Genomic DNA, 24,680 nt, shown 5'->3' with positions numbered 1-24,680 from the left:
GTTCAGCGCCGCGGGGCCTCGCCGCCGCCCGCGTCATGGCTCTCGGCTTCCTGCACCTGCGACACGAGCCGCCCGGCATGGAGCAGCGTCTCGATGCTTTGCCCCTTGTGCACCTGGGCGGCGTCGCGCAGCACGGTCCGCGTGCCGGCGATGCGGGTGATCGAGTATCCCCGGCGCAGCACGCCCAGCGGGCTCAGGGCCTCCAGGCGGCCGGCCGCGGCGGCCAGGCGGTCGCGGGCCGCCTCCAGCCGGCGTCGCGTGGCGAGAGCCGCCGCGGCGCACAGGTCGTCGAGCCTCTGCTCGTGACGCCGCACCATTTCCGACGGCACGCGGAATCCGTAGGCGCCCCGGACTTGCTCGAGCCGGGCGCGCGCCAGCCCCACCTGCCCCCGGAGGGCCGCGGCCAGACGGCCTCGGGCATCGTCCAGGCGCCCCACGAGTTCGCGGAACTCGGGCAGCACGATCTCGGCCGCCTCGGTTGGCGTCAGCGCGCGGCGGTCGGCGACCAGGTCGGAGATCGTGACGTCAATCTCATGCCCCACCGCCGAGATGATGGGGATTCGGGATGCGTAGATGGCGCGCGCCACGATCTCCTCGTTGAACGCCCAGAGGTCCTCCAAGCTCCCCCCGCCGCGCCCGACGATCAGCACGTCCGCCCCGCCCCAGGTGTTGAAGTCCTCGATCGCCTGCGCGATCTCGGCGGCGGCCCCTTCGCCCTGCACCCGCACGGGCCGAAGCACCACGTGAGCCGGCGGAAACCGCCGGGCGATCACAGTGAGGATGTCATGGATGGCGGCGCCAGTGGGCGAGGTCACGACGCCGACGCACTCCGGCAGGTACGGCAGCGGTCTCTTGTGCTCGGGGCGGAACAGTCCCTCCTTCTCCAGCTTGTCCTTGAGTCGGAGAAAGGCGAGCTGGAGGGCGCCCAGGCCCTTGGGCTTGATGGAGGAGATGGTGATCTGGTAGCTCCCGCGCGGCTCGTAGACGCTCAGCGAGCCTGTGACAATGACCTCCATCCCGTCTTCGAGGTCGAAGCGCAGGCGCACCGCCGCGCTGCGCCAGAGCACGGCGGAGACCTGCGCGCCGCCGTCCTTGAGGGTCAGGTAGACGTGCCCCGACTTGGGCCGCGCGAGATTCGACACCTCGCCAACCACGCAGACATGGGGAAACTCGTCCTCCAGCGACCGGCGAATGCGCCGCGTGAGCTCAGAGACAGTGAGGACTTCTTCGGCTGGAGATGGCTCCACGGCGTGCCCTTCGCTGCTAGGTCTCGGCCACGCGGCGGATCCCTGTGGCCCGCCCCGTCTCCGCATCCACAGAGACGATGGCTCCGCACATCATCACGGGGCCATTGGCGACCTCCATCGGAACGTAGAGGCGCGAACGGAGGCGCTGGATCACCTGCTCTACACGGCGCCCGAGGATCGAGCGGTAGGGCCCCGTCATCCCGAGGTCCGAGATGAAGGCCGTGCCGCGCTCCAGCAGGCGCTCGTCGGCCGTCTGCACGTGCGTGTGCGTGCCCAGCACGGCGCTCACCCTCCCGTCCAGGAACCAGGCCATGGCTGCCTTCTCTGAGGTCGCCTCGGCGTGGAAGTCCACGATCGTCACTGGAGGCCCCGGCGTGTGTGCCAGCACCCGTTCGATGCACTCGAACGGGCAGTCCAACGGCTCGAGGAAGATGCGCCCGAGCAGATTGATCACGCGCACGGCAACGCCCGTGCGGGTGGCCACGGTCACCATGCCCGCGCCCGGCGCGCCGGGAGGGTAGTTCTGCGGCCGTAGAAGGCGGTTGTCTTGGGTGAGAGCTTGGGCGATGTCGCGCCGGCGCCAGATGTGATCGCCGCTTGTGATCACGTGAACGCCGGCCTCGTGCAACTCGGCGGCGATGGCTCGTGTGATGCCGAGCCCGCCCGCCGCGTTCTCGCCGTTGGCGATCACCAGGTCCACGCCTTCGCGCGCAGCGATCCCGCGCAGGCGGTCGCGCACGAAATGCCGCCCCGGGCGGCCGACGATGTCGCCGATGGCCAGAATCCGGATGGTCACGGGCGCGCCCTTCGGAAGGCAGTGGGACCAGGCACGATGGGGCCGCGCTAGCGGGCGTAGTCCACCGACCGGGTTTCCCGGATCAGCGTGACTCGAATCTCGCCCGGGTAGTCGAGCTCCTGCTCGATCTCCTTGGCGATGTCCCGAGCGAGCTTGGTGGTCATCCGGTCGTCAACTTTGTCAGCCTTCACGATCACGCGCACCTCGCGCCCGGCCTGGATTGCGTACGCGGTGTCCACCCCCTCGAACGAGCTGGCGACCTCCTCGAGACGTTCGAGCCGTTTGATGTACTTCTCCAGCGTCTCGCGGCGGGCGCCGGGCCGGGAGGCGGAGATGGCGTCGGCGGCCTGCACCAGCACGGCATAGACGGTTTCGGGTGGTGCGCCCTCGTGGTGCGCGGCGATGGCGTTGATCACGATGGCGTCTTCGTCAATTCTCTTGCCGATCAGCGCTCCGATCTCAGGGTGGCCGCCCTCGAGCTCGTGGTCCACCGCCTTGCCGATGTCGTGAAGCAGGCCGATCCGCCGCGCGAGAGCAGGGTCGAGCCGCAGTTCTCCGGCCATCGTGGCGCACAGGTGGGCCACCTCGATCGAGTGCTGGAGCACGTTCTGGCCGTAGCTGGTCCGGTACTTCAGGCGCCCAAGCAGGTAGGCGAGCTTCTGGTTGTTCGAGTGCACGCCCATGTCGAAGAGCACCTGCTTGCCGATCTGGAGGATGGTCTCCTCGGTCTTGCGCTTCGCGCGGTCGATCACCTCCTCGATGCGGGAGGGATGAATGCGCCCGTCCGCGACCAGTTCCTCCATCGCCCGGCGTGCCATCTCGCGGCGCACGCTGTCGAAGGCCGACAGCACCACCACCCCCGGCGTATCATCCACGATGACGTCCACGCCGGTGGCCTTCTCGAACGCCCGGATGTTGCGCCCCTCGCGCCCGATGATCCGCCCCTTCATCTCGTCGCTGGGGAGATCGATGGTGGACACGACGCTCTCGTTGGTGTGCTCGACCGCGCACCGCTGGATCGCGGTGGCCAGGATTTCCCGGGCCTTCTGATCCGCCGTCTCCTTGGCCTGTTCGACCTTCCGCTCGAGCAGGACAGCCGCCTCGCGCTCGAAGTCGCGCTCGAGCCGTTCGAAGAGCTGCGCTCGGGCATCCTGGGGGCTGAGCCCGGAGATGCGGTAGAGGGCCTCCTTCTGCTTGTCGAGGGCCTCGGTGAGTTCCTTCTCCTTGTTCAGAACATTCTCTTGGCGGGTGGAGAGCTCCCGTTCAAGGTTTTCGATATACTTTTCGCGTTTGCTGGTGAGTTCGGCCTTGCGCTCCAGGCCGTCCTCGCGCTTCACCAAGCGCTTCTCGAGGAGTTTGAGCTCGGTGCGGGCCTCCCTTGTCTCCCGCTCGAACTCCTCGCGCCGGCGGAGGACCTCCTCCTTGGCGTCCACCTCAGCTTGGCGACGGGTCTCATCGGCCTCGGCACGGGCGGCGGCGAGGAGCTCGTCCGCCTTCCTGCGGGCATTGCGCTTGAGGATGTAGCTCACCAGTTCACTGGCGCCGTAGCCCACGCCCAGACCGATCACGCAGAGCAGAACGGCAACAGGTCCAGAAACCACGGACCACCTCTCGATCCCTTCCGCCTGAGGCCCCAATGCAACGGGCGCCAGACGGGCGCAACGAGGCGCTAGCCCCTATGTGTATACACTCTGGAATTGCGGCACGGGATGAGAAGGCGGGCGGAAGGTGCCTGCCGAACGCGCTGCGCGAGGCTCGCCCCGACGCGGAGGATGCGTTCGCTCTAGACGGCGCCGCACGCCACTGAAACGAGGAGGCTCAACTGCGGCCCTCGAGGCACAAGTTGCCTGGATTCCTGAGGCTGCACCGCTCGCCGGGCTGGATGGTCCGCCCGACTATCGCGTGTCCCCTGCCAGTCTTTCATCAAGCTGCCTTCAGGTCGCCAGGTCTGTGCACCCACGAGGTCTTGGGCCTCTCCACGTGTAGCTCGTAACAGCGGCCTAGCTTACCCGCGGACGGCCACCCACGCCATCGCCGATGCGGGTCTCGCGGCCACCGGTCTTACAGGAACAGCTCTATCTGCCCACACTATCCCAAGCCACGCGCTGCCCTTCCAGCACGATGCCCGGGTTGTGCACTCGCTCACCCTCCCACTTGCCTGCTCCCCTTCGCTCACCTCTTGATTATATTCCATGCTGTGGGTAAGTCAAGCATAATCTTGCCCCGCACACCACGGCAGCGCATCGCCATGTCCTGCGCGCCGCGGCAGCGCGAGGCCAACACCCAGCCCTCGGCGGCGGCACCCACCTGAGACATACGCCGGCTGCCACAACTGCGGGCAGAGGGCTTCAGCCCCATCGGCGCTCAGAGATCCTTACGTAGCTGCCCTTGAGAACCGTCGGCCTCGTGTCGCACATCCAGCGGTCTTCGCCACATAACCACATATGCCGCACTGCCTTACGTCCTCCGGCATTCCCGCTCACATGCTTGCTCATCGCGCAGATGAGCGAGTATGGCTTGAGCCGCGAGAATCGCCAATCCTCGCCATTCTACCCATGCTGTATCACTTCCCACCTCTCAGGGTTGATACAGCATGGGCAGGCTGCGCCCGCCAGACGCTCTGCTGCGCCCTCCCGAGGAACCGCCAGGCCCGCAACGATCGGCAATGCCCCACCCTCCCCCAGGCCAGTCGAGTCAGGATCGCCAGACACTCAGGAACCAGAAACCCTTTGACAGACCCCCGCCGAGTGACGTATAACGTAGAGACGAGAGCGGATTCAGAACCCGACCCAGACGGAGGAACCCGATGGGACAGACCCGCGTGAGCAGGCGAGACTTCCTGGGCGCGTCTGCGCTGGCCGCCGGCCTTGCGACCGCTGCCTCAGGCGCCCAACAGCCCACTCAGGAGACCCGACCCATGAAGGTGAAGTTCGGCCTCAACCTCCTCGTCTATAGCGCCGCCTTCACAAAGGATGACGTTCACCTGATCAAGAAGGTGGCCGACATGGGGTACGACGGCGTGGAGGTCCTGTTCGCCGATCTCGGGATTCTCGACCCCAAGGCGACCCGCAAGGCCTGCGAAGAGGCCAGGATGGGCCTCACCGCCTGCTGCGTGATGGTACCCGAGGCCAACCCGTGCAGCCCGAAGCCCGAGGTGCGCAAGGCCGCCGTCGAGCGGCTCAAGCAGATGGTGGACCTCTGCGCCGAGATGGGCGGAGAGGCCATCGCCGGGCCGCTCTATGCCCCCGTTCGCGAGCTCACGGGCAAGGCGCCCACCGACGACGAGAAGAAGTGGTGCGCCGACGCTCTCCGCACCGCCGCCGAGCACGCAGACAAGGCGAAGATCAACGTGGCCATCGAGCCCCTCAACCGTTTCGAGACCTACGTGATCACCACCATTGGCGACGCCGTGAAAATGTGCAAGACGGTGGACCACCCGCGCCTGAAGGTGCAGGTGGACACGTTCCACGCGAACATCGAGGAGCGCGACACGGCGGCCTCGATTCGCGCCTGCGGCCCTCTGGTCGGCCACTTCCACGCCTGCGAGAACGACCGCGGCACCCCCGGCACAGGCCACGTGCCGTGGAAGGACGTGTTCGCCGCCCTGAAGGACATCAAGTATGAACGTTGGGTGACCATCGAGAGCTTTGCGACCGGCATCCTCGACCTGTGCGCTGCCGCCTGCATCTGGCGCCCCATTTACGACAGCGCCGACAAGCTGGCCAAGGATGGCTTGGCCTTCCTCAAGAAGATGGCCGCAGAGGCCTGACCAGGAGAAGGAACGATGAGCGACAAAGACGTGAACCGACGCGAGTTCCTCGGGAAGGGCGCCGCGGCCGCCGGCGCGGGATTGGTTGCCGCGCGGGCCTTGGCGGCCGATGCCCCGCCGATGCCGCCCAAAGACAAGATCCGCAGCTACAACGACAAGATGGAGTACCGCCGCCTGGGCAAGACCGACCAGTGGATCTCCGCCATCAGCCTCGGGGGACACTGGAAGCGCTGCCCCTTCAAGGGCGAGGACTTCGACAAGAACCGCGCCGAGATCCTGGCAAAGTGCCTCGACTCCGGCATCAACTACGTGGATGCCTGCTGGGGCAACGAGATCACGGCCTACGCCAAGGCGCTCAAGACGCTCGGGCGACGCAACGACATCTACTTCGGCTTCTCCAACGGCGGCCAGGAGATGCGTTTCGCCGACTGGCGCACCAAGGCCAAGCTGATGGAGTCGCTCGAAACCAAGATGAAGGAGGTGGGCCTCGACGTCGTGGACTTCTGGCGCCCCACCTGCCACGAGCCGGGCGGCCTCCACACCTTCAACGAGTCGTGCGAAATGGTCGCCGCCGGCGAACAGGCCGTCAAGGACGGCAAGGTCCGCTGGTTCGGCTTCTCCTCCCACGACCGACGCTGGATCGAGATGATGATCCGCGAGTTCCCCCTCGTCTCCTTCGTCGTCACCCCCTACACCGCCAAGACCAAGGAGAAGCCGACCGGCAGCTTCTTCGACACGCTCCGCAAGCACGACATCGGCTTCTTCGGCATCAAGCCGTTCGCCTCCAACTCCATCTTCAAGGGCGGCAGCGCGCCCGACGACGAGCACCGCGAGGAGGACGACCGCATCGCCCGCCTCGCCCTGCGGTACGTGCTCTGCTGCGACGTCCTCACCGCGCCCATCCCAGGCCTCATCTTCCCCCACCACGTCGAGAACTGCCTGAAGGCCATCGAGGAGCGCCGCAAGGAGGACCTGGCCGCCCGCCCCGCCGTCCTCGACAACCAGGAGCTCGCAGCCGCCACAGACAGGATGTGGCAGCGCCTGCCCAGGGGCTACCAGTGGCTCAAAGACTGGGAGTGGGTGTGAGCCGCATCTCCGGTTGCCGATCTCCAATTGCCGATTGACAGAAAAGACCCACCAGGAGTCCGCATGCTCAGCTCACGCATCACGCGTCACGCATCACGCATCAGCGCTGTCGGTGCGCTGCTCCTCACCACCGCCGGCATTGCCGCCGACAGGCCCTTCGAGCCGGGACGGGACGGCTGGCTGACCCTCTTCGACGGCTCCGACCTCTCGCGCTGGAAGGTGAGTAAGAGCGCCGACTGGGCGCTCAAAGACGCCCTCCTCACCGCCACGAAGGGCGAGATCGTCAACTACTGGCAATGGGCCGACTTCGAGCTCACCGCCCTGTGCAGGGGCGAGGGCGAGATTCGCTGCCGCTACTCCACCATTCCCGACCCCGCGCAGCCGGGCTACTGGCTCGACGTGACCGACGGCACCCTCCGCGCCGACGGAGGCCGCGTGGTCGCCAAAGGCACTGGCGCGAAGACCGACGGCTGGCGCGAGGTCAGCCTCGTTGTCTCCAAAGGCGTCTTCACCGTCTCGCTCGACGGCAAGCACGTGGCCGAGGGGAAGGACACGGCGTGCCCTCACAAGGGCGCCATCTGCCTCGTCGCCAAGGGCCGGCCCTTCGAAGTCAAGCTCCTCCGCGCCCGCCCGCTCAACCGCGAGAAGCACGCCAATGTCCCCTCCCCCGACTCTGCCTGCTTCGTCTGCCACGCCAACTTCGAGGGCGAGAAGATCGCCAAGAAGCACGCCGACTCCAAGGCCGACAAGCTGGCCCGCGAGGAGGACGAAGAACACCTTCGCCCGCCCAAGGACAGGCCGAAGAAGGCCGGCTGCGCCGGCTGCCACGGCCCCTGCTTCGACCACCGCTCCGACGAGGACAATGTGACCCCGCCCGACGTGATGTACACGCGCGGCGAGGTCAAAGCTGCCTGCCTCCAGTGCCACATTCCGCACAAGACCGAAACCAAGCGCAAGGATGGCAACGGCCCCCCGCCGCCCAACCCCGTCTGCACCGACTGCCACGGGAGCCACACCGTCAAGAACTGACCCCGTTCGGAGTCCCGCCTTCAGGCGGTCTTGGCCTTTCTGCCCGGGGCAAGCGTCTTTACGCCTGGGATGGCGCGCAGCGCCTTCTCTGCCCCCGTCGGGCAGTAGACAACCAGCAACCGCATCGTGCGCTTGCCCGTGTTCAGCGTCGAATGATACGCGCCCGTGGGCACGAAGATGCTCGCCCCCGGCCCCACCTTCACCGTCCCGGCGTCATCCACCATCTGCTCGCCGTGGCCCGAAATGCAGTAGATGATCTCCTCGGTGCCCGGGTGATTATGGCGGCTATGGCCGCTGCCGGGGGCGAGTTCCACCAGGCCGCACGTCATCTTCTTCGCCCCCGTGAGGTTCGGCTCGCTCAGCAGCCGGATCGTGCCCCAGTCATACACGAGGGTCTCAACATCGGTTGGTCTGACAACTGCACCCTTGCCAAGCTTATCCACGGTTCTGCTCCTGGTCCGTGAAGCGCCCCCCTTCGGGGGCTTGGGACTGTGGGTCGGTCACGGTTCCCAGGGCTCCCTTCGGTCGCCCTGGGCTACGGCTGGGTCGCCCACTCCGTGGGCTGCCCCTCCCGAAGGTTCCAATACCTTCGGGAGGGTAATCGGACTCTCAGCGCTCACACGCTCAGTTCCTTGAAGAGCCGAGCCTGGGTCTCGATGGCAGGCTCCACCGCCAGTCGCTCGACGCTGGAAGCCCCAAAGAAGCCGGCGACGCCCTCTGTGTGCTGAAGGATGAACTTCACATCCTCCGGCTCGGCGATCGGGCCGCCGTGGCAGAGGACCAGGATGTCGGGGTTCACGGCCTTCGCGGCGTCGTGCATGGCCTGGACCCTCTTCGCGGCCTGTTCGAGCGTGAGGGCGGTGTGCGCGCCGATGCTGCCCTTCGTCGTGAGGCCCATGTGGGGCACCAGCACGTCGGCCCCGGCCTTCGCCATCGCCATGGCCGATTCCTCGTCGAAGACGTAGGGGCAGGTGAGCATGTCCAACTCGCGGGCGAGGCGGATCATCTCCACCTCCAGCCCATAGCCCATCCCTGTCTCCTCAAGCCCGATGCGGAGCGTGCCGTCAATGAGGCCGACGGTGGGAAAGTTCTGCACCCCGTCAAAGCCCATGTCCTTGAGCTGCCGCAGGAACACAGGCATCAGGCGGAAAGGGTCGGTGCCGCACACGCCGGCCAGCACGGGCGTGTCCTTGACCACGGGCAGCACCTCGGCGGCCATCTCCATCACGATGGCGTTGGCATCGCCGTAGGGCATCAGCCCCGCCAGCGAGCCGCGGCCCGCCATGCGATAGCGGCCCGAGTTGTAGATGATAATGAGGTCTGCCCCGCCGCGTTCCGCAAACTTCGCCGAAATCCCCGTCCCCGCCCCGCAGCCGAGGATGGGCCGGCCCGCGGCCACCTGGCCCCGCAGTCGCTTCAGCGCCTCTTCGCGTGGAATGAAGGGCATGTCAGGGTTCCTCCTTTCCTCCCTGGTTGTCGTCGGCACGCTCGAGCAGCTTGGTCTCAAGCGCGATCAGTCGAACATTGAGGTCATTCTGAGCATCCTCGACCGAGGCGACGATGTCGTCGGCCATCCCGGTCAGGTACGCGTGGATTCCCCCCAGCCCCAGCGCAATGCCGAGCGCCGCCAGGTATGGCCCCTCCTTGCTCTTGCTATCGCACAGCCATAGAAGGAAGAGGCCAACGGCCGACAAGAGAAGGCCGGCGCATCGCAGATACCTGCGGTGAAAGCAGTAGCTCAGAAGAAACACGTACCCTATGGGAACAGCGAACAACGCCAGCGTTCCGAGCAATCCACCAAGCATCGCTTCACCCCCTTGTCCCTGCTCAATCGTCCTGGGCGAGCCCTGAGGTCCCAATACCCTCGCTGTTAGAGGAACCATCAGCCGCGGGTCTCTACCCTCCCGAAGGTATTGGAACCCTCGGGAGGGCAACCTTCTGTGAAAGGAACTCGAACAGCTTCGCCGCCACGGCGTCGGCGAAGGCGTCGTCGTTGATGTTGTTGTCGAGCTGAATCACCGGGATGCCAGGTTTGACATGCTGCTTGATCGCGTCGAAGAGGGCGGCGTCGGCCTCGGGCCACCAGAAGTCCTTGCCAGGGGCGTCGAGCATGGAGACGCCCCGGAGCGGGAGGAAGAAGGCGACCATCCCCTTCGAGGCGTTGGCCTTCTCGGCGAGGATGCGGCCCAGAGCCGCGTTCTCCTCTGGCGTCGTGCGCATCAGCGTGATGTTTGGGTTCCAGCGGTAGAAGCGGCGACCCTGGTACTTGGCGGGCACGGTCTCCGGCGCCCAGAAGTTCACCATGTCCAGGCAGCCGGGGCAGATGACCTGTGGGATGCCGCGGCGGGCCGCGGCGTCGCCGCGGGTGGGGCCGGCGGTGAGGACTCCGCCGCAGAGCTCGTCGGCCCACTCGGTGGTCGTGATGTCCAGCACGCCCTCAATCAGCCCCTCATCAATCAGGCTCTCCATCGTCCTGCCGCCGGTGCCCGTGGCGTGGAAGACGACGGTCTCGTAGCCGTGCTCAGCCATCTTGGCGACACAGCGGGTGACGATGGGGGTGGTGTTGCCGAACATGGAGGCGGCGAGAAGCGGCTTGGCCTTGATCTTCGGCGGCCGCGCCTCAACCATCCCCACGATTGCGCCCACGGCGTTCGCGTAGATTGGAGCGCTGATGCGGTTCACCCCCGCCACATCCACCACCGAGGGCATCATCACGATGTCCTTCGTGCCCACGTATGCCGAGGTGTCGCCGGAGGCGATGGTGCTGACCATGAGCTTTGGGAAGCCGATGGGGAGCGCGCGCATGGCGGCGGTGCCGATGACCGTCCCAGCGCCGCCGCCCATTGAGAGCACGCCGTGGATTCTCCCCTTGTCGTAGAGCCTCTTGACCACGACCGCGATGCCCTTTGTCATCGTGGTCATGGCGAGCGCCTTGTCGGCCTTCTTCTGGAGCTCTTTGAGCGGCACTCCCCCCGCCTTGGCCACCTCGGCAGCCGAGACGTCGGGCCGGAAGGCGGGCTTGCCCATGACGCTCACGTCAATCACGAGCGCCCTGCGCCCTCGCCGCTCGATCTCGCCCTTCACGAACGCGAAGTCCGCACCCTTCGTGTCCAGCGCCCCGATCACCGCGATTGTCTTTCCCATCGGCTGCTCCAGCTCGAGCCCGGCGCGAGTATAGCCCGCGGGCAGGCGCACATCAAGGGGCACGGCAGGGTTGAAAAGCGCTGGGTGGACGGTTACAGTATGGCGCGCACGCTCAACCAGGAGAGAATCCATGAAGCGATTCCTGCCCCCCTGTGTCCTGCTTGCTTTGATGGCGTCCGGTGCGACCTCGGCTGGCCACTTCTGCCTGGAGGCCAGGCTGCGCGACGGCAGGAGTGTCGTCAAGGGCTATCTGCCCGAGAAGCGGGCGAGCTTTGATGCGCTGACCGCCGACGGCAAGGCCGTGACCGTGCGCTTCGAACGGTTGCCCGACTTCGCGAAGCGCGACTGGTCGCAGGAGATCATCTGGGACGAGAAGCTGAGCCTCTACGTCCTTCGCACGCCGTCGTGGACCGGGCTGCTGAAGCGCCTTTGGGACACGCTTGAACTGGATGCGGCGCCGCCCACCGCCGCCCCAGCCGCGGGCGAAAGAACGCTCGACGAGGCCATCGCAGAATCGAAGCGAATCCCTCTTAAGGGCGCCGACGTGGCCGAAGTCAAGATTCGCTACATTGATCCCTCCAACGAGACCATCAAGCCGCCCAAGAAGAGGTAGGGCGTGCACACCAGCGCGCGAAAGCTCAAGACACGGACACACACAGACAGACACGGACGGCGTCCGTGTCTGTGCGTGTCCTCTTGCTGTGAAGGGACCCGTCATGACACGAACGCTCATGCTCGCGGCGGCGCTGCTTGGCCAGGCTTTCGCCGCCGTCCCAGCGCCCGGGTGGAAGGGGCTGAAGCACGTGGCTGGCGAACTGAAGGACCCGCTCGTCGGGCGCGCCTCGTGGGAGGGACACGAGGTCTACTCCCTGCGTTCGATGCTGACGCCTGGCGTTCTGCTGCGAATGAAGAGCTCGTCGCTCCGCTTCTTCGGCGGGCTGGATGCGTTCGGAGCCGAGCCGCCGACGTTCTTTGCCATCAAGACGCCCGGCGGCGCAAAGGCGTTCGGCCGTGACCAGGCGGCCACGGGCGAGCAGATGGCTGCTTCCTGGCTCGTCGCCTCCTTCCAAGGGGCGAAGGGCTGGGAGCAGTTCGATGTCCCCTGGTTCCTCTCCTTCGAGAAACGCCCGAAGCAACTCATCCTCACAAGGGACGGCTTGCGGGTCGAGTTTGCCGCGAAGGACACTGGGCACATCTTCTCAATGCCGCTTTACGGCTACTACAAGCCGCCGCAAGAGGGGAACGACTTCGCGGCGAAACACAACCTCCCGTCCAAGGGCATCCGCCCCTGGGAGTGGCGCAAGGCCGTGCCGAAGAGCGTCGTCGAGCGGTGCGACTGGTGGGCCGCCGCCGCCAAGGCCTTCCCCGTCGGCTTCCAGGAGAGCTTCAGCGTCAATCCCGCGACCGACGAAATTACCTTCCACTACGACCACCGCTGGCTGACCGCCAGGGACGACTGGGGCACGAAGCCGCTCCGCTTCGCTCCCCTCTCCCCCACCCTCGGCATCGCGTGGAAGTATCCTGGTTTCCCGATGAAGCTCTCGGCGGACATCCACGATCCCGACTACTTCACCGCCTTCGGCCCCTACGTGGGCGCCCACGACACCGACAGCCTCGACATCACGATGAAGGTGCTCCAGCACACGAACGAGCTGGAACGGCTCGATGTGCCCGCCTCGCCCGGCCCGGAGCAGCAGAAGGCGCTTGAGATGATCGTGAGCGCGATGAAGGGCAAGTTCCGCAGCCCCTGGCAATTCTTCTACGACCACGGCGACCGCGGCAACTACTGCTGGAACATCGTGGCCGACGTCTGGTACTCAAAGGCCCTTCCCTTCGTGCCCGAAGAGCTGCGAACCACTGCGAAGTCCAGCCTGTGGGCGTACATGGCCGGCGACGTCCTCGTACCCTACTCCCCATTCCACGGCAAGTATCTCCTCCACGGCCCAGGCATTGGCTCCTGGGGCACCTGGGGCGATGCCGGGAAGTTCTCCGCCAACGCCCTTCAGGCCATCTGGGCCTACGGCCACTACAGCGGCGACTGGGCGCTGCTCCGTGACCGCTGGGACCTCATCAAGCGCTACTTCATCACGCCAGAGGAGGCGAACTGGGCCTTCTTCGGCCGCGCCGCCATCGCCGAGATGGGCGACGAGGCGCCCCCTTGCTCCGCCTACGCACGCATGGCCTGGGCGCTCGGCGACCACGACGAATACCTCTTCGGCTGCTACATGTTCGCCCGCGAACTCGTCCACCACTACGTCAAGCAACTCGGCGGCCAGCTCTTCTACGAGAACCAGCCCTACAACCGCCTCTCGGCCATGCCGCCTCACATCTACCCCACCAACCTCTGGGGCAGCACTCTCGGCTGGCAGGTGGATGGCCCCATCTGGGGCGATGGCGAGCACCAGAGCGCCAACCGCTGGGTGCGCTTCCACGACCCCGACCTCGGCCGCTTCTACTGCGACCACCTCGCCAACCCGGTCCGCAAGGAGCTTGAATGGTACGCCGACGCCGGCCGCCAGGACAACAAGGCCGTCTTCAACATCCACAACTACAAGAATTGGTTCACCAAGGACGACGCGCACATCATGACCAGCCTGGCGCGCGTCCGCTCCTTCGTCCTCGGCGAGCCCTATGAGGCGCTGAACAAGGTGGTGCCGCTGGACAACTACAAGGGCGTCGGCGGGCCGGGCCGCATCGCCGTCGCCTATGCCTACCTCCGCTCGATGGCGCCCGTGAAGCACGAACGCCTCGTGCCGAAGGACGTTGCCCCCTCCCCCGCCGTCCTTGGCCTTCAGCGGAGCGGGCCGGAGGAGCACCAGACGACGGCGCAGATATGCTACGGCGGCCTCAAGCTCGAGCCGCTGTGGGGCCGCTGGCCGATGCCCAAAGCTCCGAAGGGCGACTGGCATCGCCACTTCGGCACGATTGAGGGCGATTTCGGCTCCCGCGTCCCCGGCCGCGAGGCCAACCAGACCCTCAGCTACGGGTGCAGCGTCCACTGGGCCGACTCCGTCGAGCCGCGGCAGCTTGCCAATCCCGATGCGATTCTCGCCGAACAGGACGAGACGCCCGTCGCCGTCATCGGCCCGTTCTCCAACCGCAACGACAGCGAGATCGCCGACACCGCCTATCCGCCCGAGAAGGAGGTCAAGTCTGGGGCTTCCTATGAGGGCTTCCGCGGCCCCGTCGCCTGGAAGCAGGCCAAGCTCGCCAAAGGCCGCACCATTGACCTCAGGAAGGCCCTCCTTGAAGAAGGCCAGTCGCCCTGGATGCTCCTGGCCTACGTCCAGCAGTTCGTCTGGTCGCCCCAGGAGCAGGAGGTCTACCTTCTCGCGGGGCACCAGGGCGGCGTGCAGGCGTGGGTGAACGCCGAGCGGGTCATCAGCCACCACGAGAACCACGGCGGCTTCAAGCCCGACGCCGTCCGCGGCCTCGGCAAGCTGGGCAAGGGCTGGAACCGCATCCTCCTCAAGGTCGAGTGCCCCGGCGGCGAGTGGCGCGCACAATTCCGCCTCGTCGCCCTCGACCGCCAGCCCATCCCGGGCCTTCGCTTCGCCGCTATGCCCCAGGCCAACTGAGTGTACACAGAAGAACAGGGCCACCTCTTTCGCGGGTACGGAGCATGGTGTAGACTCCATGATGAGGGGACTACAGAGCGGGCGGCGGGCTTCCTGCTGCGTAAGGGGGAACCCCCATGGCGAAGATGCAGAGCAAGAACCTGTCGCAACCCGATGAGCGACGCGTCTTCGAGAAGGGGCAGCTCGAGCTCGTGAAGCTCAACGGCGTGACGTTCGGCCGCGCCACCCTGGAGCCAGGCTGGCGCTGGTCCACCTGCGTGAAGCCGATCGCCAAGACCAAGAGCTGCGAAGCGCCGCACCTCCAGTACCACATCGCCGGCCGCCTCCACGTTGTGATGGACGACGGCGACGAGGCGGAGTTCGGCCCCGGCGAGGTCTCCGCGCTGCCACCCGGCCACGACGCCTGGGTCGTCGGCGACGAGCCGGTGGTCGTCGTGGACATTTCGGGCATGCTGAACTACGCGAAGGGCTAAGCGCTCCTCGCCTCGCTCGGTCGCTCAGGTTGCTTTGCCCCTGAAATCTGCTATCTTGGGTGGCCCACACCCAGAGGCCGCAGAAAGGTGCAAGCAGCTTGAGCGTGAGCAGCGAGGAAACCAAGGTGCTGGCCGGTCCTGCCGCGCAACCGCTCGAGTCTCTCCCTGGCGCCGAACAGCCGCGCGCCTCGGAACTCTTCGTCGCCGCCGTCATGGTCACCCTGGTCGCCGGTCTCGTGCTCTGGGGAACCGCCTTCAACGACCAGGAGGCCCCCCTGGACGCAGGCACGGTGACCGCCGAGCAGGCCCTCGACGCCCAGGCGGTGCCGTCCGGGTCGTTCGCCACAGTTGCCGGCCGGCCCGACCCGTCGCGCATCGTCCCCCTCTACGGCATGGGGCCGGGGCGGGAGCAGGACGTTCTGCTCGTGCTCCGCGGTGCGCCGCGCCTCGTGCTCCACTGCCGAGCCAAGCATCCTCTGGCCCAAGCCATCTATCGCCACCGCCCGACGCTGAAGGGCCAGCCGTGGGCCGCCGGCGAATTCGACGCCACATGGCAACTGAGCGGCCGCATCTTCGACGCCGACAAGTACACCGACCCCCAACTCGCGGGCAGCGGAACACCGCTTCAACAACTCGCCGAGGAGCGCCTGGGCGTCGCCCCGAAAGAGCAGGTGCGGGTCCTCGCCGTCGGCGCCACCCCCGCCGACCAGCGCCGCTCCGCGCAGACCGCGGCCGTCTTCGGCGTGCTGATGACCCTCATCGCAATCGTCCTCTGGACCCTCGCCATCCACGGCATCACCCGCAGACGCGATATTCGGAGAGAGCCAAATGCCGCAGCGTAAGGCGTGCACACCTGCGCACCATCTTCCGCGTGCATGTATGCACGCCCTATCATGCCCCGGGGAAGTGACCGCAACGTTCTCCATCGTCGCCGTGGACCCGCAGGCGGGCGAGTGCGGGGCGGCGGTGGCCAGTAAGTATCCAGCCGTGGGGCGCGTCGTGCCCTACGTGCGGGCCGGCGTCGGGGCCTTCTGCACCCAACACCACGCCGAGCCCGCCTGGGGCGAGAAGGCCCTCGACCTCCTCGCCCTGGGCAAGCTGCCCGAAGAAGTCCTCGGCATCCTGCTCCGCGACGACCCGAAGCCCGGCAAGCGCCAGCTCGGCATCATCGACATGAAGGGCCGCGCGGCCAACCGCAACTGCTGGGACGCCGACCCCTCGGGCGTCTGGTGGGGCTCGATGGCAGGCCGCAACTACGCCTGCCAGGGCAACACCCTCGCAGGCCGCGAGGTCATCACCGAGATGGCCCGCGCCTTCGAGGAGACCAACGGCCCCCTCGCAGGCCGCCTCATCGCATCCCTCGTCGCCGCCGATCGCGTGGGCGGCGACCACCGCGGCCGCCTCGGGGCGGGCATCCGCATTGCCAAGGTGGGCGTCCCAGGCTATTCGCTCGAACTCCAAGTGGACAAGAGCAACGATGCGGTGAACGACCTCGCCCGCCTCTACAAGAAGGCGAACTAGCCACAGAGACACGGAGGACACTGAGATGAAACAGCACGGTGCAGGGCGTGCATACTTGCACGCGGAACGGGCCTCTCTCCGGCTTATCCTCTCAGCGTTCTCTGTGCTCTCTATGGCAAGCCTCCTTCTCCCCTCCCCCGCCCTCGGCGCCGAGCCGCTGGCGACGTTCGAGTGCGTCGAGCGCCTGGGCCGCGACTGGCGGCGGACGATGCTCACCTACCCCCTCAAGCTCGACCCCGGCAAGGCGCGCCCCGGCCAGGTGCGCCTCGTGGACGACGCGGGGCTGGAGACCCTCTGCCAGCTCTGGGACGTGAAGCTCCATCCCGACGGCTCGATTGCCACCGCCCGCCTCTCCTTCATGGCCGAACTCAAGAAGGGCGGCAGCTTCCGCTACCGCCTCCTGCCCGAGAAGCCGAACCTGCCAAAGACTCGGGCGATGGCTGCGGAGATCGCACCGACCGGCGGAGTGCTCAACCGGCGACAGGTTCTGACCAACGGCCTCGTGACGGTTGAGTTGGAGAAGAAGGGCGAGCGCAGATTGGCGAAGCCCGCGCCTCTGGGCACCGTTGGCCCTCTCCGCGAGGTGACCGCGGCGAACAGGGCCACGACCGGCGGCAGCTACTTCTGGGCAGAGAGGCCCGAGGAGGCACCGAGGGTCACGGGATACACATCCGCCTTCACGGCGGACGGCCCGCTTTTCGCCGAAGGCACCGTGCGCTATACATTCGACAACGGCGGCTTCTATCAGCTTACGGCGCGCATCATCGCCGGCGACCCCGCCGTGCGGATTGACGAGCAGTTCGATATGAAGCGAGTCGGCTCGGGCAAAGCGCTGCAAGTGGCCTTCGTCCTCAACGAGAACTGGTCGCCAACCCACGTCTTCTGGCATGCGCCCCAGGGACGCGAGACGGGACACGACGAGGCGTTCGAGGCGCAGCTTGCAGCGGCCGGCTTCCAGACGAAGCCCTATGCGGGCAACACATTCGGCAGCCGGAAGCTCTCGTTCCACAAGGACCTCGACAAGGTCTTCGATGTGGCCGTCTGGTATCCCTGGCATCCCGCGGCCCACTACTTCGGTCTGGTCGAAACCTCCCGCGGGTTCCAGAACCCGCGGGAGGTCGGGTTCTTCGCCGTGGTGCCGCTCCACGCGGGCAACTGGCGGAGCGCCCACCAGCAATTCCAGACATCGTCGCTCTACACGCGGCGGGGCAACAAGGTCGAGCTTCGCTGGCCCCTCGTGGCCGAGCCGCACCCGAACACGCTGCTCCACACAGGCGAGTACGATCCCGCGCTGCCCCTGAGCTTCGTCCGACGCCAGTGGGCGCTCGTGGCCGGGCCGCTCCAATACCACGACACCCTTCACTCCTTCCGCGCCGAGGAGGGCTACGTGAATCTCGACGACTACAAGGACTGGGTGCTCGACTGGCCCGCCGACCCGAAGGTGACGTATCCCCGCCTGGTCTTCAGCAAGGAGGACGTCGAACGCCTCAAGCCCAACCTCGCCACGACCCCCGGTGGCGACGTCCTCGGCAAGTTCCTCTACTTCAGCGACGACGACAAGCGCCGCGAGGAGCTGTGGAAGAGCCTGACCCACCCGGGCGAATGGTCGAGCCCCCTCGGCCAGACCCTCGCCGGCCTCTCCCGCGGCGGCGACGCACGCGACACCACCTGGGTCTCGAGCTACCGCCAGACCCAGATGGCCGGCTGGGCGGGACGGATGGATGAGCTCCTCTCCAGCCCCAGGCTGACCGACGAGCAGCGGAGGACCCTCCGCTGCCACCTCGCCGCCGTGTGTAGCCTGCTCTCCGAGCCCGACTTCAATCCACGCGGCGCGATGATGCACCTGGGCAACCCGAACATGCCGATCAACCGCTTCATGGGCCTCGCTTTCGCCGCCGCCCTCATCCCCGACCACCCAAGGGCAAGAGAATGGCTCGACGTGGCGGCGAAATACCTTCGCTACAAGCTGGCGATGAACACCGGCCCCACGGGCGCCTGGAGCGAACTCCTCACCTACTTCGGCGCGAGCGCCCCGCACATCATGCAGGCGGCAACCGTCCTCGGCCGCACGGGCCGCCTCGACGAGTCTACGGCCCGCCTTGCCGCCATGCCCGCCCGCTTCACCCTCCAACTCCTCGCCCCCAAAGACCCCCGCTTCGGCGCACGCTCGCTCCCCAACTGGGGCCACGAGGGGATTGACCTGTGCACCCACTGGCTCGTCGCCGCCGGCCTGATGCGCGATTTGGACCCGGAGCTAGCGAAAGCTCTCGCCTGGGCGTGGGACCAGACGGGCCGCCCGATGGAGCAGCACCACGACGCCGGCTTCGCCGAGCGCGTCATAGCCAACGCCGACCTCCTCTCGCAGCTCCCCGCAGGCTACGTGCCGAAGGAGCTGGCGAGCACCTGGCTCCCTGGCTTCGGCGCCGTCCTCCGCGCCCATGCGGGCGACCCGAACGAGACCTTCTTCGCCCTCCGCCAGGGGTATCTCACGAGCCACTGCGACGCGAATCAGGGGGACTTCATCATTCACGCCAAGGGCGCGCCCTTCTCCACCCTCAGCCTCTTCGGCTACGCCATTCACGGCGAGGGGCCATTCGCAAAGCTCAGCAAGGAGTTCGGCTGGCACAACCGCGTCCGCTTCGGCGCCCGAACCGACGACGGCGGCTGGCCAGGCGGTGGGCCCATCTCCCAGCTCCACGCCCACAGCTTCACGCCGTCCGTGGACTATCTCCGCGGCGAGGGCGACTACGGGCCGCAGCGCTGGACCCGCCAGGTGCTCTTCCTCAAGGGCAAGGCGGCCGAAGGCCCCAATTACTTCGTCCTCCGCGACAGCTTCGCTCCGACCTCCCGCGAATTCCAAGACCCGCGGGAGGTTAAGGAGCCGGAGGGCGACGCCAAGACGCTTCAGGCCAAGTGGTGGTATCTCCGCACGCCGGGCAAGAAGGACCTGGTGAAGACGAGCGAAAGCGGTCTCGACTACACAAGCCCCTTCGGCCCCAAGCTCCACGCCCGCTTCCTCCAGCCGACGAGCGTCGCCGCCGAGACCCGCGACGCCACGCAGGCCGGCCCGATGTACAACCGTCCCGCCCTCTGCTGGCAGAAGGCCGGCTCGCCCGTGCTCAAGGGCAGCGAAACCAGCATCCAGGTCGAGGAGACCATCTCCGTCACGGCCTTCGGCCCCGTCGGGGCGGGCAAGGACATCCTGGTGATGCTCTACCCCCAGGCGCCCGACGAGGCGCCGCCCAAGTGCGAGCCCCTCGCCGATGGCGTCGCCCGCCTCACCACGAGCGAGGGCACCGACTACGTCTTCGCCTCGGCCAAGCCCATCAAGTTCAGCCAGGGCGATAGCGCTTTCGAAGGCATCGCGGGCGCTCTTCGTGTCTACCCCAGCGAGGTTCACCTCATCATCGCCGAAGGACCTGGGAGCGTGTCCTTCAAGGGCACCACTCTTCGCAGCCCCATCCCCGCCCACTGCATCATCCCCGTGGCCGACCTGGCGAAGCCGGCCACCATCGAGGTGCCGGCCGCCTTCGACCGCGAGAAGAAGATAGTCGTCGGCGGCAGCGACAAGCTCCGCGCGTGGGGCTGCGACGGCCCCTATGAGGTCGCATTCGGCCCTGACCGCATCAAGGGCAAGACGGGCGGCCTGGGCCGCTTCCTCTACCTCACGCGCCCAGAGGGTCTCGACCGTCTGCCCATGCTCGTCATTGACGGCCAGACCTTTGCCCCTGGCACCGCGGGCGACACCCTCATCGTCCCCATTCTCCCCGGCGAGTACACCTTCGAGATCCGCGCCCTCGACCCACCGCCCATCTGGCGGAACTGGCAAGCCTGGCCTGATTGAAGGAGAACCGTAGGTGCGTGTGTTGTACATTGACCTCGATTGTTGCCGTGCCGATCACCTGGGCTGCAATGGGTATCAACGGCCGACAAGCCCGAACCTCGACGGGATCGCCGCCGAGGGGGTGACGTTCACGCACTGCTACTGCGCGAACTCGCCCTGCCTCCCCTCGCGGGCGGCGCTGTTCAGCGGGCGCTTCGGCTTCAACAACGGCGTCGTGACCCACCACGGCACGGGCGAGGACTTCCGCTACCACGATCTCTACAACTGCCACGGGCGCGACAACACCCGCCCGATGCTCGCCATGCACCTCTGGCAGCAGGGGATGAAGACCGTCACATTCAGTTGCTTCGCCGACCGCCACAACGCCTGGTGGTTCAACGCCGGCTGGGAGGAGGTGCACGCCTTCACCCGCAAGCGGGGCCAGGAACGCGCCGACGAGGTGAACGCCGCCTTCCTCCCGTGGCTCCGACAGCAGGCGCGCGAAGACAACTGGTTCGTCCACCTCCACTACTGGGACATCCATAGCCACTACCGCACGCCCGCCGAGTGGGTGGAGAAGTTCCGCCGCCTTCCCGGTCCCCCCTGGCCCGACCAGGCGACGATTGACCGCCACCAGGCGTTCTACGGCCCACGCACAGCGGTGGACCTCTACACCGGCTACGAGGGCGGCAAAGGCGGCGGCTACGCTCGCCCCGTCGAGTACATGCCCGACGCCATCCGCACGACCGACGACCTGAAGCTGCTGGTGGACGGCTACGACGCCTCGCTCGCCTACGCCGACTGGCACGTGGGGCAGGTGCTCGACGCTCTCGATGAGGCCGGCGTCCTGGATTGCACCGCCATCATCGTCAGCGCCGACCACGGCGATTCCTTCGGTGAGCATGGCCAGTACATGGACCACGGCATCGCCAACGAGGCTGTGCACAACATCCCCATGATCGTCCGCTGGCCTGGGGTCACCACACGGCCCGGCCGCAGCGAGGCAATGATCTACAATCTCGACCTGTGCCCCACCCTGTGCGAACTGCTCGGCTTCCCTGTCCCCTCACGCTGGGATGGCCGCTCCTTCGCCCCTGCTCTCCGCGGCGAGGGCTTCGCCGGCTGGCCCTATCAGGTGTGGGACCACGGCATCTACACCCTCACCCGCACGGTCCGCACGCCCGACTGGCTGATGATGCGCGTCCTGCATCCCGGCCTCTACCCATACGACGAGCCTGCGCTCCTCCACGACATGCGGAACGACCCCCACCAGTCGGCCAATCTCGCCTCCGAGCGCCCCGATGTCGTCGGGCAGCTCTCCGCGATGCTGGCCGACTGGCGGCAGGAGCAGTTCCAGAAAGGAGCCCCGTGCGACCCAATGGAACAGATGATCTCCCAGGGCGTCTTCCCCTATTACAGCCCCGAGCGCATGTTCGAGCGCCTGGAGAAGACCGGCCGCGGCCCGCAGGCGGCGGAGCTGAAGCGGCGCCTCAACCGCTACCACCCCGGACGTTACCCGATCTGAGGAGACCCCGTGGCAACGCCGAATATCCTCATCTTCATGACCGACCACCAGCGGGGCGACACGGCGCTCGCCGAGCATCCCTGCCTGACACCCAACCTCAACAAGTTCGCCCAGCAGGGGGTCACGTTCACCGAGGCCTATTGTCCCTCGCCCCACTGCTGCCCGTCTCGCGCAACCTTCCATTCGGGGCTGTACCCCTCGCGGCACGGGGTGTGGAACAACGTCTGCAACGCGCAGGCCATCAGCCGCGGCCTCAAGCCCGGCGTGCGCCTCTGGAGCGAGGACCTTGCGGGCGCCGGCTACCATCTCGCCTGGAGCGGCAAGTGGCACGTGAGCGTGGAGGAAACGCCCGCCAAGCGCGGCTGGCACGAGGAGCTCTTCGTCAGCGGCCACAAGCCGGCCGAGCACGAGACCCAGTGGCAGCACTACCAGAAACTCGCCCAGCAGCCCGAGCCGACCCAACGCGGCGAGGGCCAGGCCTTCCGCCCCGGCTACGGCACCTACACGATGTACGGCACCCGCGAGACCGGCAACCCCCACGACGAGAAGGCGGTCAAGCTCGCCATCGAGGCCCTGCCCGACCTCGCCAGGCGCGGCAAGCCCTGGTGCCTCTACGTCAGCCTCACGGGGCCGCACGACCCCTACTTCGTGCCGAAGCGCTTCCTCGACCTCTACAAGCTGGACGATGTGCGGCTGCCGCCCAGCTTCGCCGACACGCTCGATGACAAGCCGCGCATCTACCGCCGCATGCGTCGCACCGTGTGGGACCAGATGACCGAGCGCGAGATTCGAGAGGGCATCCGCCATTTCTGGGCCTATTGCACCTATCTCGACGATCTCTTCGGCAAGGTGCTCGCCGTCCTTGATGCCACGGGTCAGGCCAACGACACCCTCGTCCTCTTCACCGCCGACCACGGCGACTACTGCGGCGACCACGGCCTCTTCGCCAAAGGCATCCCCTGCTTCAGAGGAGCCTACCACGTCCCTGCCGTCATCCGGTGGCCGGCCGGCATCCGCAAGCCGGGCAGCCGCGTCGGGCAGTTTGTCTCGCTCGCCGACTTCGGCCCCACGTTCACCGAGCTGGCGGCAGGCAAGGCTCCAACCGACCTGACCGGAGCAAGCCTCGTGCCCTTCCTGCGCGGCGAAGCCCCCGCCGCGTGGCGCGACGCCATCTTCACCCAGTGCAACGGGGTCGAGCTCTACTACACGCAACGCTCTGTGACCACCCGGGAGTTCAAGTACGTGTTCAACGGCTTCGACGACGACGAGTTGTATGACCTGCGGAGCGACCCGCACGAGTTGCGCAACGTCGCCTCCGACCCTGCATATGCCGACGCGAAGCGCCAGCTCGTCCGCAAGCTCTGGCGGTTCGCCCATCGGGAGAACGACACGGCGATCAACGGCTACGTCACCGTGGGTGTGGCTCCCTACGGCCCTGCCGAGGCGTTCGGGTCATGAGCCACCAGGACGCGGCCAGTCTCCCCTCCTGCGGGTGGGACGTGACGGTGGTGGGCGCCGGGCCGGCCGGCTCGGTGACGGCTCTGCTGCTGGCCCGCTGCGGTCACCGGGTGCTGCTCCTCGACCGGCACCGCTTCCCCCGCGACAAAGTGTGCGGCGACGGCCTCACCGAGGCGTCCATCGCCATCCTTGAGCGCCTCAACCTGGCCGCGGGGGTGTTGGCCGAAGCCCACGAGGTGCGCGGGGTGCGCGGCTTCAGCCCGTCACAGTACGAGGCAGTCATGCCAGCCCGCCTCCTCACCCTCCGGCGGACGAGATTCGACGCGCTCCTGGCCGAGCACGCGGAGGCGGCGGGCGCGACCTTTGGTTGCGGCGAGGTGACGGGGATAGACCCGGGGAGCCCCTTGGTGTCCCTCCACGTGGCGGGCCGCGGCGAGCCTCTCACGTCGCGTTTCGCGGTGCTGGCCACGGGCACGCGTGTCGCGCTTCTCCGGCGCCTGGGGATGGTCCACAACGAGCCCCCGACCGCCGTGGGCGTGCGCTGCTACGTGCGCTCGGCCTATCGCCTCGACGCGGTGGTGGTCTTCTTCCCACGGGCCATCTCGCCGGGGTACCTGTGGCTCTTCCCAATGGGCGGCGGCGAGTACAACGTCGGCTGCTGCATCCTGCGCCGCGCGGGCGGCGGCTGGCGGGGGAATCTCAAGGCGGCCCTCGACGGAGCAATCGCCGAGCTGCCCATCGCTCGCGACCTGTTCGCCGCCGCTACGAGCGTGTCGCCGCTCGGCGGCGCGATGGTGCGGTGCGGCTTCGATGGGACCCGCAGGGTGGTTGCCGGGCGTGTCCTGGCAATCGGCGAGGCCGCGGGCTCGACGCTGCACTTCACGGGCGAGGGCATCTCGCCGGCCATGCGCACCGCCGAGTTGGCGGCTGCCGCGTTGCACGAGGCCCTTGTGCGCGATGAGCCGCAGGCCGCGGTGGAGTACCCCCGCCAGATCGAGAGGCTCCTGCGGCCGCGTCACATGGCCTATGCGCTGGCCGAGCGGGCGGCCTCACGGTGCTGGCTCAACGACTTCTTCGCGCGCCATTCGAGGCAGGGAAGCTGGCTGCACCGCCTGGGCATGTCCGCGCTGTCGCCCGAGCCTGCCTCCCCTTCCTTCCGCGTCTTGCGGCATGTCTTCCGCGGTGCCGCCCGGTTCGCTGGGCGCAAGCTGCGCGGCTGAATCGGCGCGCG

The 24,680-nt window shown here is 67.3% G+C and carries 19 protein-coding genes; 12 read left to right on the top strand and 7 right to left on the bottom strand.

Annotated features, from left to right (window positions below; all coding sequences use genetic code 11):
- Positions 1-2: 2 nt before the first annotated feature.
- Genes xseA through rny form a run of 3 tightly spaced genes read right to left on the bottom strand, consistent with a single transcriptional unit; the run spans position 3 to position 3,644 of the window.
- The gene (xseA, locus tag PLE19_14525) at positions 3-1,247 is read right to left on the bottom strand and encodes an exodeoxyribonuclease VII large subunit (protein HPD16166.1); all 1,245 of its coding nucleotides are present in this window, start codon (positions 1,245-1,247) and stop codon (positions 3-5) included.
- Between the two features lie 16 nt (positions 1,248-1,263).
- Positions 1,264-2,037 carry a TIGR00282 family metallophosphoesterase gene (locus PLE19_14520; protein ID HPD16165.1) on the bottom strand — a complete coding sequence of 258 codons (774 nt, stop codon included), beginning with the start codon at positions 2,035-2,037 and terminating at the stop codon, positions 1,264-1,266.
- A gap of 53 nt (positions 2,038-2,090) precedes the next feature.
- On the bottom strand, positions 2,091-3,644 hold the full coding sequence (rny, locus tag PLE19_14515) for a ribonuclease Y (GenBank protein ID HPD16164.1): 1,554 nt from the start codon (positions 3,642-3,644) through the stop codon (positions 2,091-2,093).
- A gap of 1,316 nt (positions 3,645-4,960) precedes the next feature.
- Here rny and PLE19_14510 point away from each other — a divergent pair.
- The 3 genes from PLE19_14510 to PLE19_14500 all read left to right on the top strand — a co-directional run bounded on the left by PLE19_14510 (position 4,961) and on the right by PLE19_14500 (position 7,927).
- Positions 4,961-5,812 (top strand): sugar phosphate isomerase/epimerase family protein, encoded by an 852-nt coding sequence (locus PLE19_14510; GenBank protein ID HPD16163.1) that lies wholly within the window; start codon positions 4,961-4,963, stop codon positions 5,810-5,812.
- A 15-nt stretch (positions 5,813-5,827) separates the two neighbouring features.
- Positions 5,828-6,898, top strand: a complete 1,071-nt coding sequence (locus PLE19_14505) for an aldo/keto reductase (protein ID HPD16162.1) — start codon at positions 5,828-5,830, stop codon at positions 6,896-6,898.
- Positions 6,899-6,961: 63 nt separating this feature from the next.
- Positions 6,962-7,927, top strand: coding sequence for a DUF1080 domain-containing protein (locus tag PLE19_14500; protein ID HPD16161.1), 966 nt, complete (start codon positions 6,962-6,964; stop codon positions 7,925-7,927).
- A 20-nt stretch (positions 7,928-7,947) separates the two neighbouring features.
- Here the strand turns inward: PLE19_14500 and PLE19_14495 are convergent, their stop codons facing one another.
- The 4 genes from PLE19_14495 to PLE19_14480 all read right to left on the bottom strand — a co-directional run bounded on the left by PLE19_14495 (position 7,948) and on the right by PLE19_14480 (position 11,071).
- Positions 7,948-8,370: a cupin domain-containing protein gene (locus tag PLE19_14495; protein HPD16160.1), complete on the bottom strand. Its 423-nt coding sequence runs from the start codon at positions 8,368-8,370 to the stop codon at positions 7,948-7,950.
- A gap of 173 nt (positions 8,371-8,543) precedes the next feature.
- Entirely contained in the window at positions 8,544-9,374 is an 831-nt protein-coding gene (locus PLE19_14490) for a phosphoenolpyruvate hydrolase family protein (GenBank protein HPD16159.1), read from the bottom strand.
- Position 9,375: 1 nt separating this feature from the next.
- Positions 9,376-9,732, bottom strand: coding sequence for a hypothetical protein (locus PLE19_14485; protein ID HPD16158.1), 357 nt, complete (start codon positions 9,730-9,732; stop codon positions 9,376-9,378).
- Between the two features lie 91 nt (positions 9,733-9,823).
- On the bottom strand, positions 9,824-11,071 hold the full coding sequence (locus PLE19_14480) for a Tm-1-like ATP-binding domain-containing protein (protein ID HPD16157.1): 1,248 nt from the start codon (positions 11,069-11,071) through the stop codon (positions 9,824-9,826).
- A 130-nt stretch (positions 11,072-11,201) separates the two neighbouring features.
- Between PLE19_14480 and PLE19_14475 the strand changes: the two genes are divergently transcribed.
- The 9 genes from PLE19_14475 to PLE19_14435 all read left to right on the top strand — a co-directional run bounded on the left by PLE19_14475 (position 11,202) and on the right by PLE19_14435 (position 24,669).
- Positions 11,202-11,684, top strand: coding sequence for a hypothetical protein (locus PLE19_14475; GenBank protein ID HPD16156.1), 483 nt, complete (start codon positions 11,202-11,204; stop codon positions 11,682-11,684).
- Positions 11,685-11,787: 103 nt separating this feature from the next.
- A complete protein-coding gene (locus tag PLE19_14470) occupies positions 11,788-14,649 on the top strand; it encodes a hypothetical protein (protein ID HPD16155.1) in 2,862 nt (953 codons plus the stop codon).
- Between the two features lie 116 nt (positions 14,650-14,765).
- Positions 14,766-15,122, top strand: a complete 357-nt coding sequence (locus PLE19_14465; protein ID HPD16154.1) for a cupin domain-containing protein — start codon at positions 14,766-14,768, stop codon at positions 15,120-15,122.
- A 98-nt stretch (positions 15,123-15,220) separates the two neighbouring features.
- Positions 15,221-15,964 carry a hypothetical protein gene (locus PLE19_14460; GenBank protein ID HPD16153.1) on the top strand — a complete coding sequence of 248 codons (744 nt, stop codon included), beginning with the start codon at positions 15,221-15,223 and terminating at the stop codon, positions 15,962-15,964.
- Between the two features lie 64 nt (positions 15,965-16,028).
- Positions 16,029-16,643: a DUF1028 domain-containing protein gene (locus PLE19_14455; GenBank protein ID HPD16152.1), complete on the top strand. Its 615-nt coding sequence runs from the start codon at positions 16,029-16,031 to the stop codon at positions 16,641-16,643.
- Between the two features lie 112 nt (positions 16,644-16,755).
- Entirely contained in the window at positions 16,756-20,487 is a 3,732-nt protein-coding gene (locus PLE19_14450; GenBank protein HPD16151.1) for a hypothetical protein, read from the top strand.
- 13 nt (positions 20,488-20,500) lie between these two features.
- Positions 20,501-21,991 carry a sulfatase gene (locus PLE19_14445; GenBank protein ID HPD16150.1) on the top strand — a complete coding sequence of 497 codons (1,491 nt, stop codon included), beginning with the start codon at positions 20,501-20,503 and terminating at the stop codon, positions 21,989-21,991.
- 9 nt (positions 21,992-22,000) lie between these two features.
- Positions 22,001-23,449 carry a sulfatase-like hydrolase/transferase gene (locus tag PLE19_14440; GenBank protein HPD16149.1) on the top strand — a complete coding sequence of 483 codons (1,449 nt, stop codon included), beginning with the start codon at positions 22,001-22,003 and terminating at the stop codon, positions 23,447-23,449.
- Positions 23,446-24,669 (top strand): geranylgeranyl reductase family protein, encoded by a 1,224-nt coding sequence (locus tag PLE19_14435; GenBank protein HPD16148.1) that lies wholly within the window; start codon positions 23,446-23,448, stop codon positions 24,667-24,669. Before PLE19_14440 ends, PLE19_14435 begins: the two co-directional genes overlap by 4 nt.
- Positions 24,670-24,680 lie beyond the last annotated feature (11 nt).

The organism is Planctomycetota bacterium (assembly GCA_035384565.1).
GTDB lineage: Bacteria > Planctomycetota > PUPC01 > DSUN01 > DSUN01 > DAOOIT01.
The sequence above is the reverse complement of the archived record's forward strand: the minus strand, read 5'-3'. Positions and strand labels throughout refer to the sequence as shown.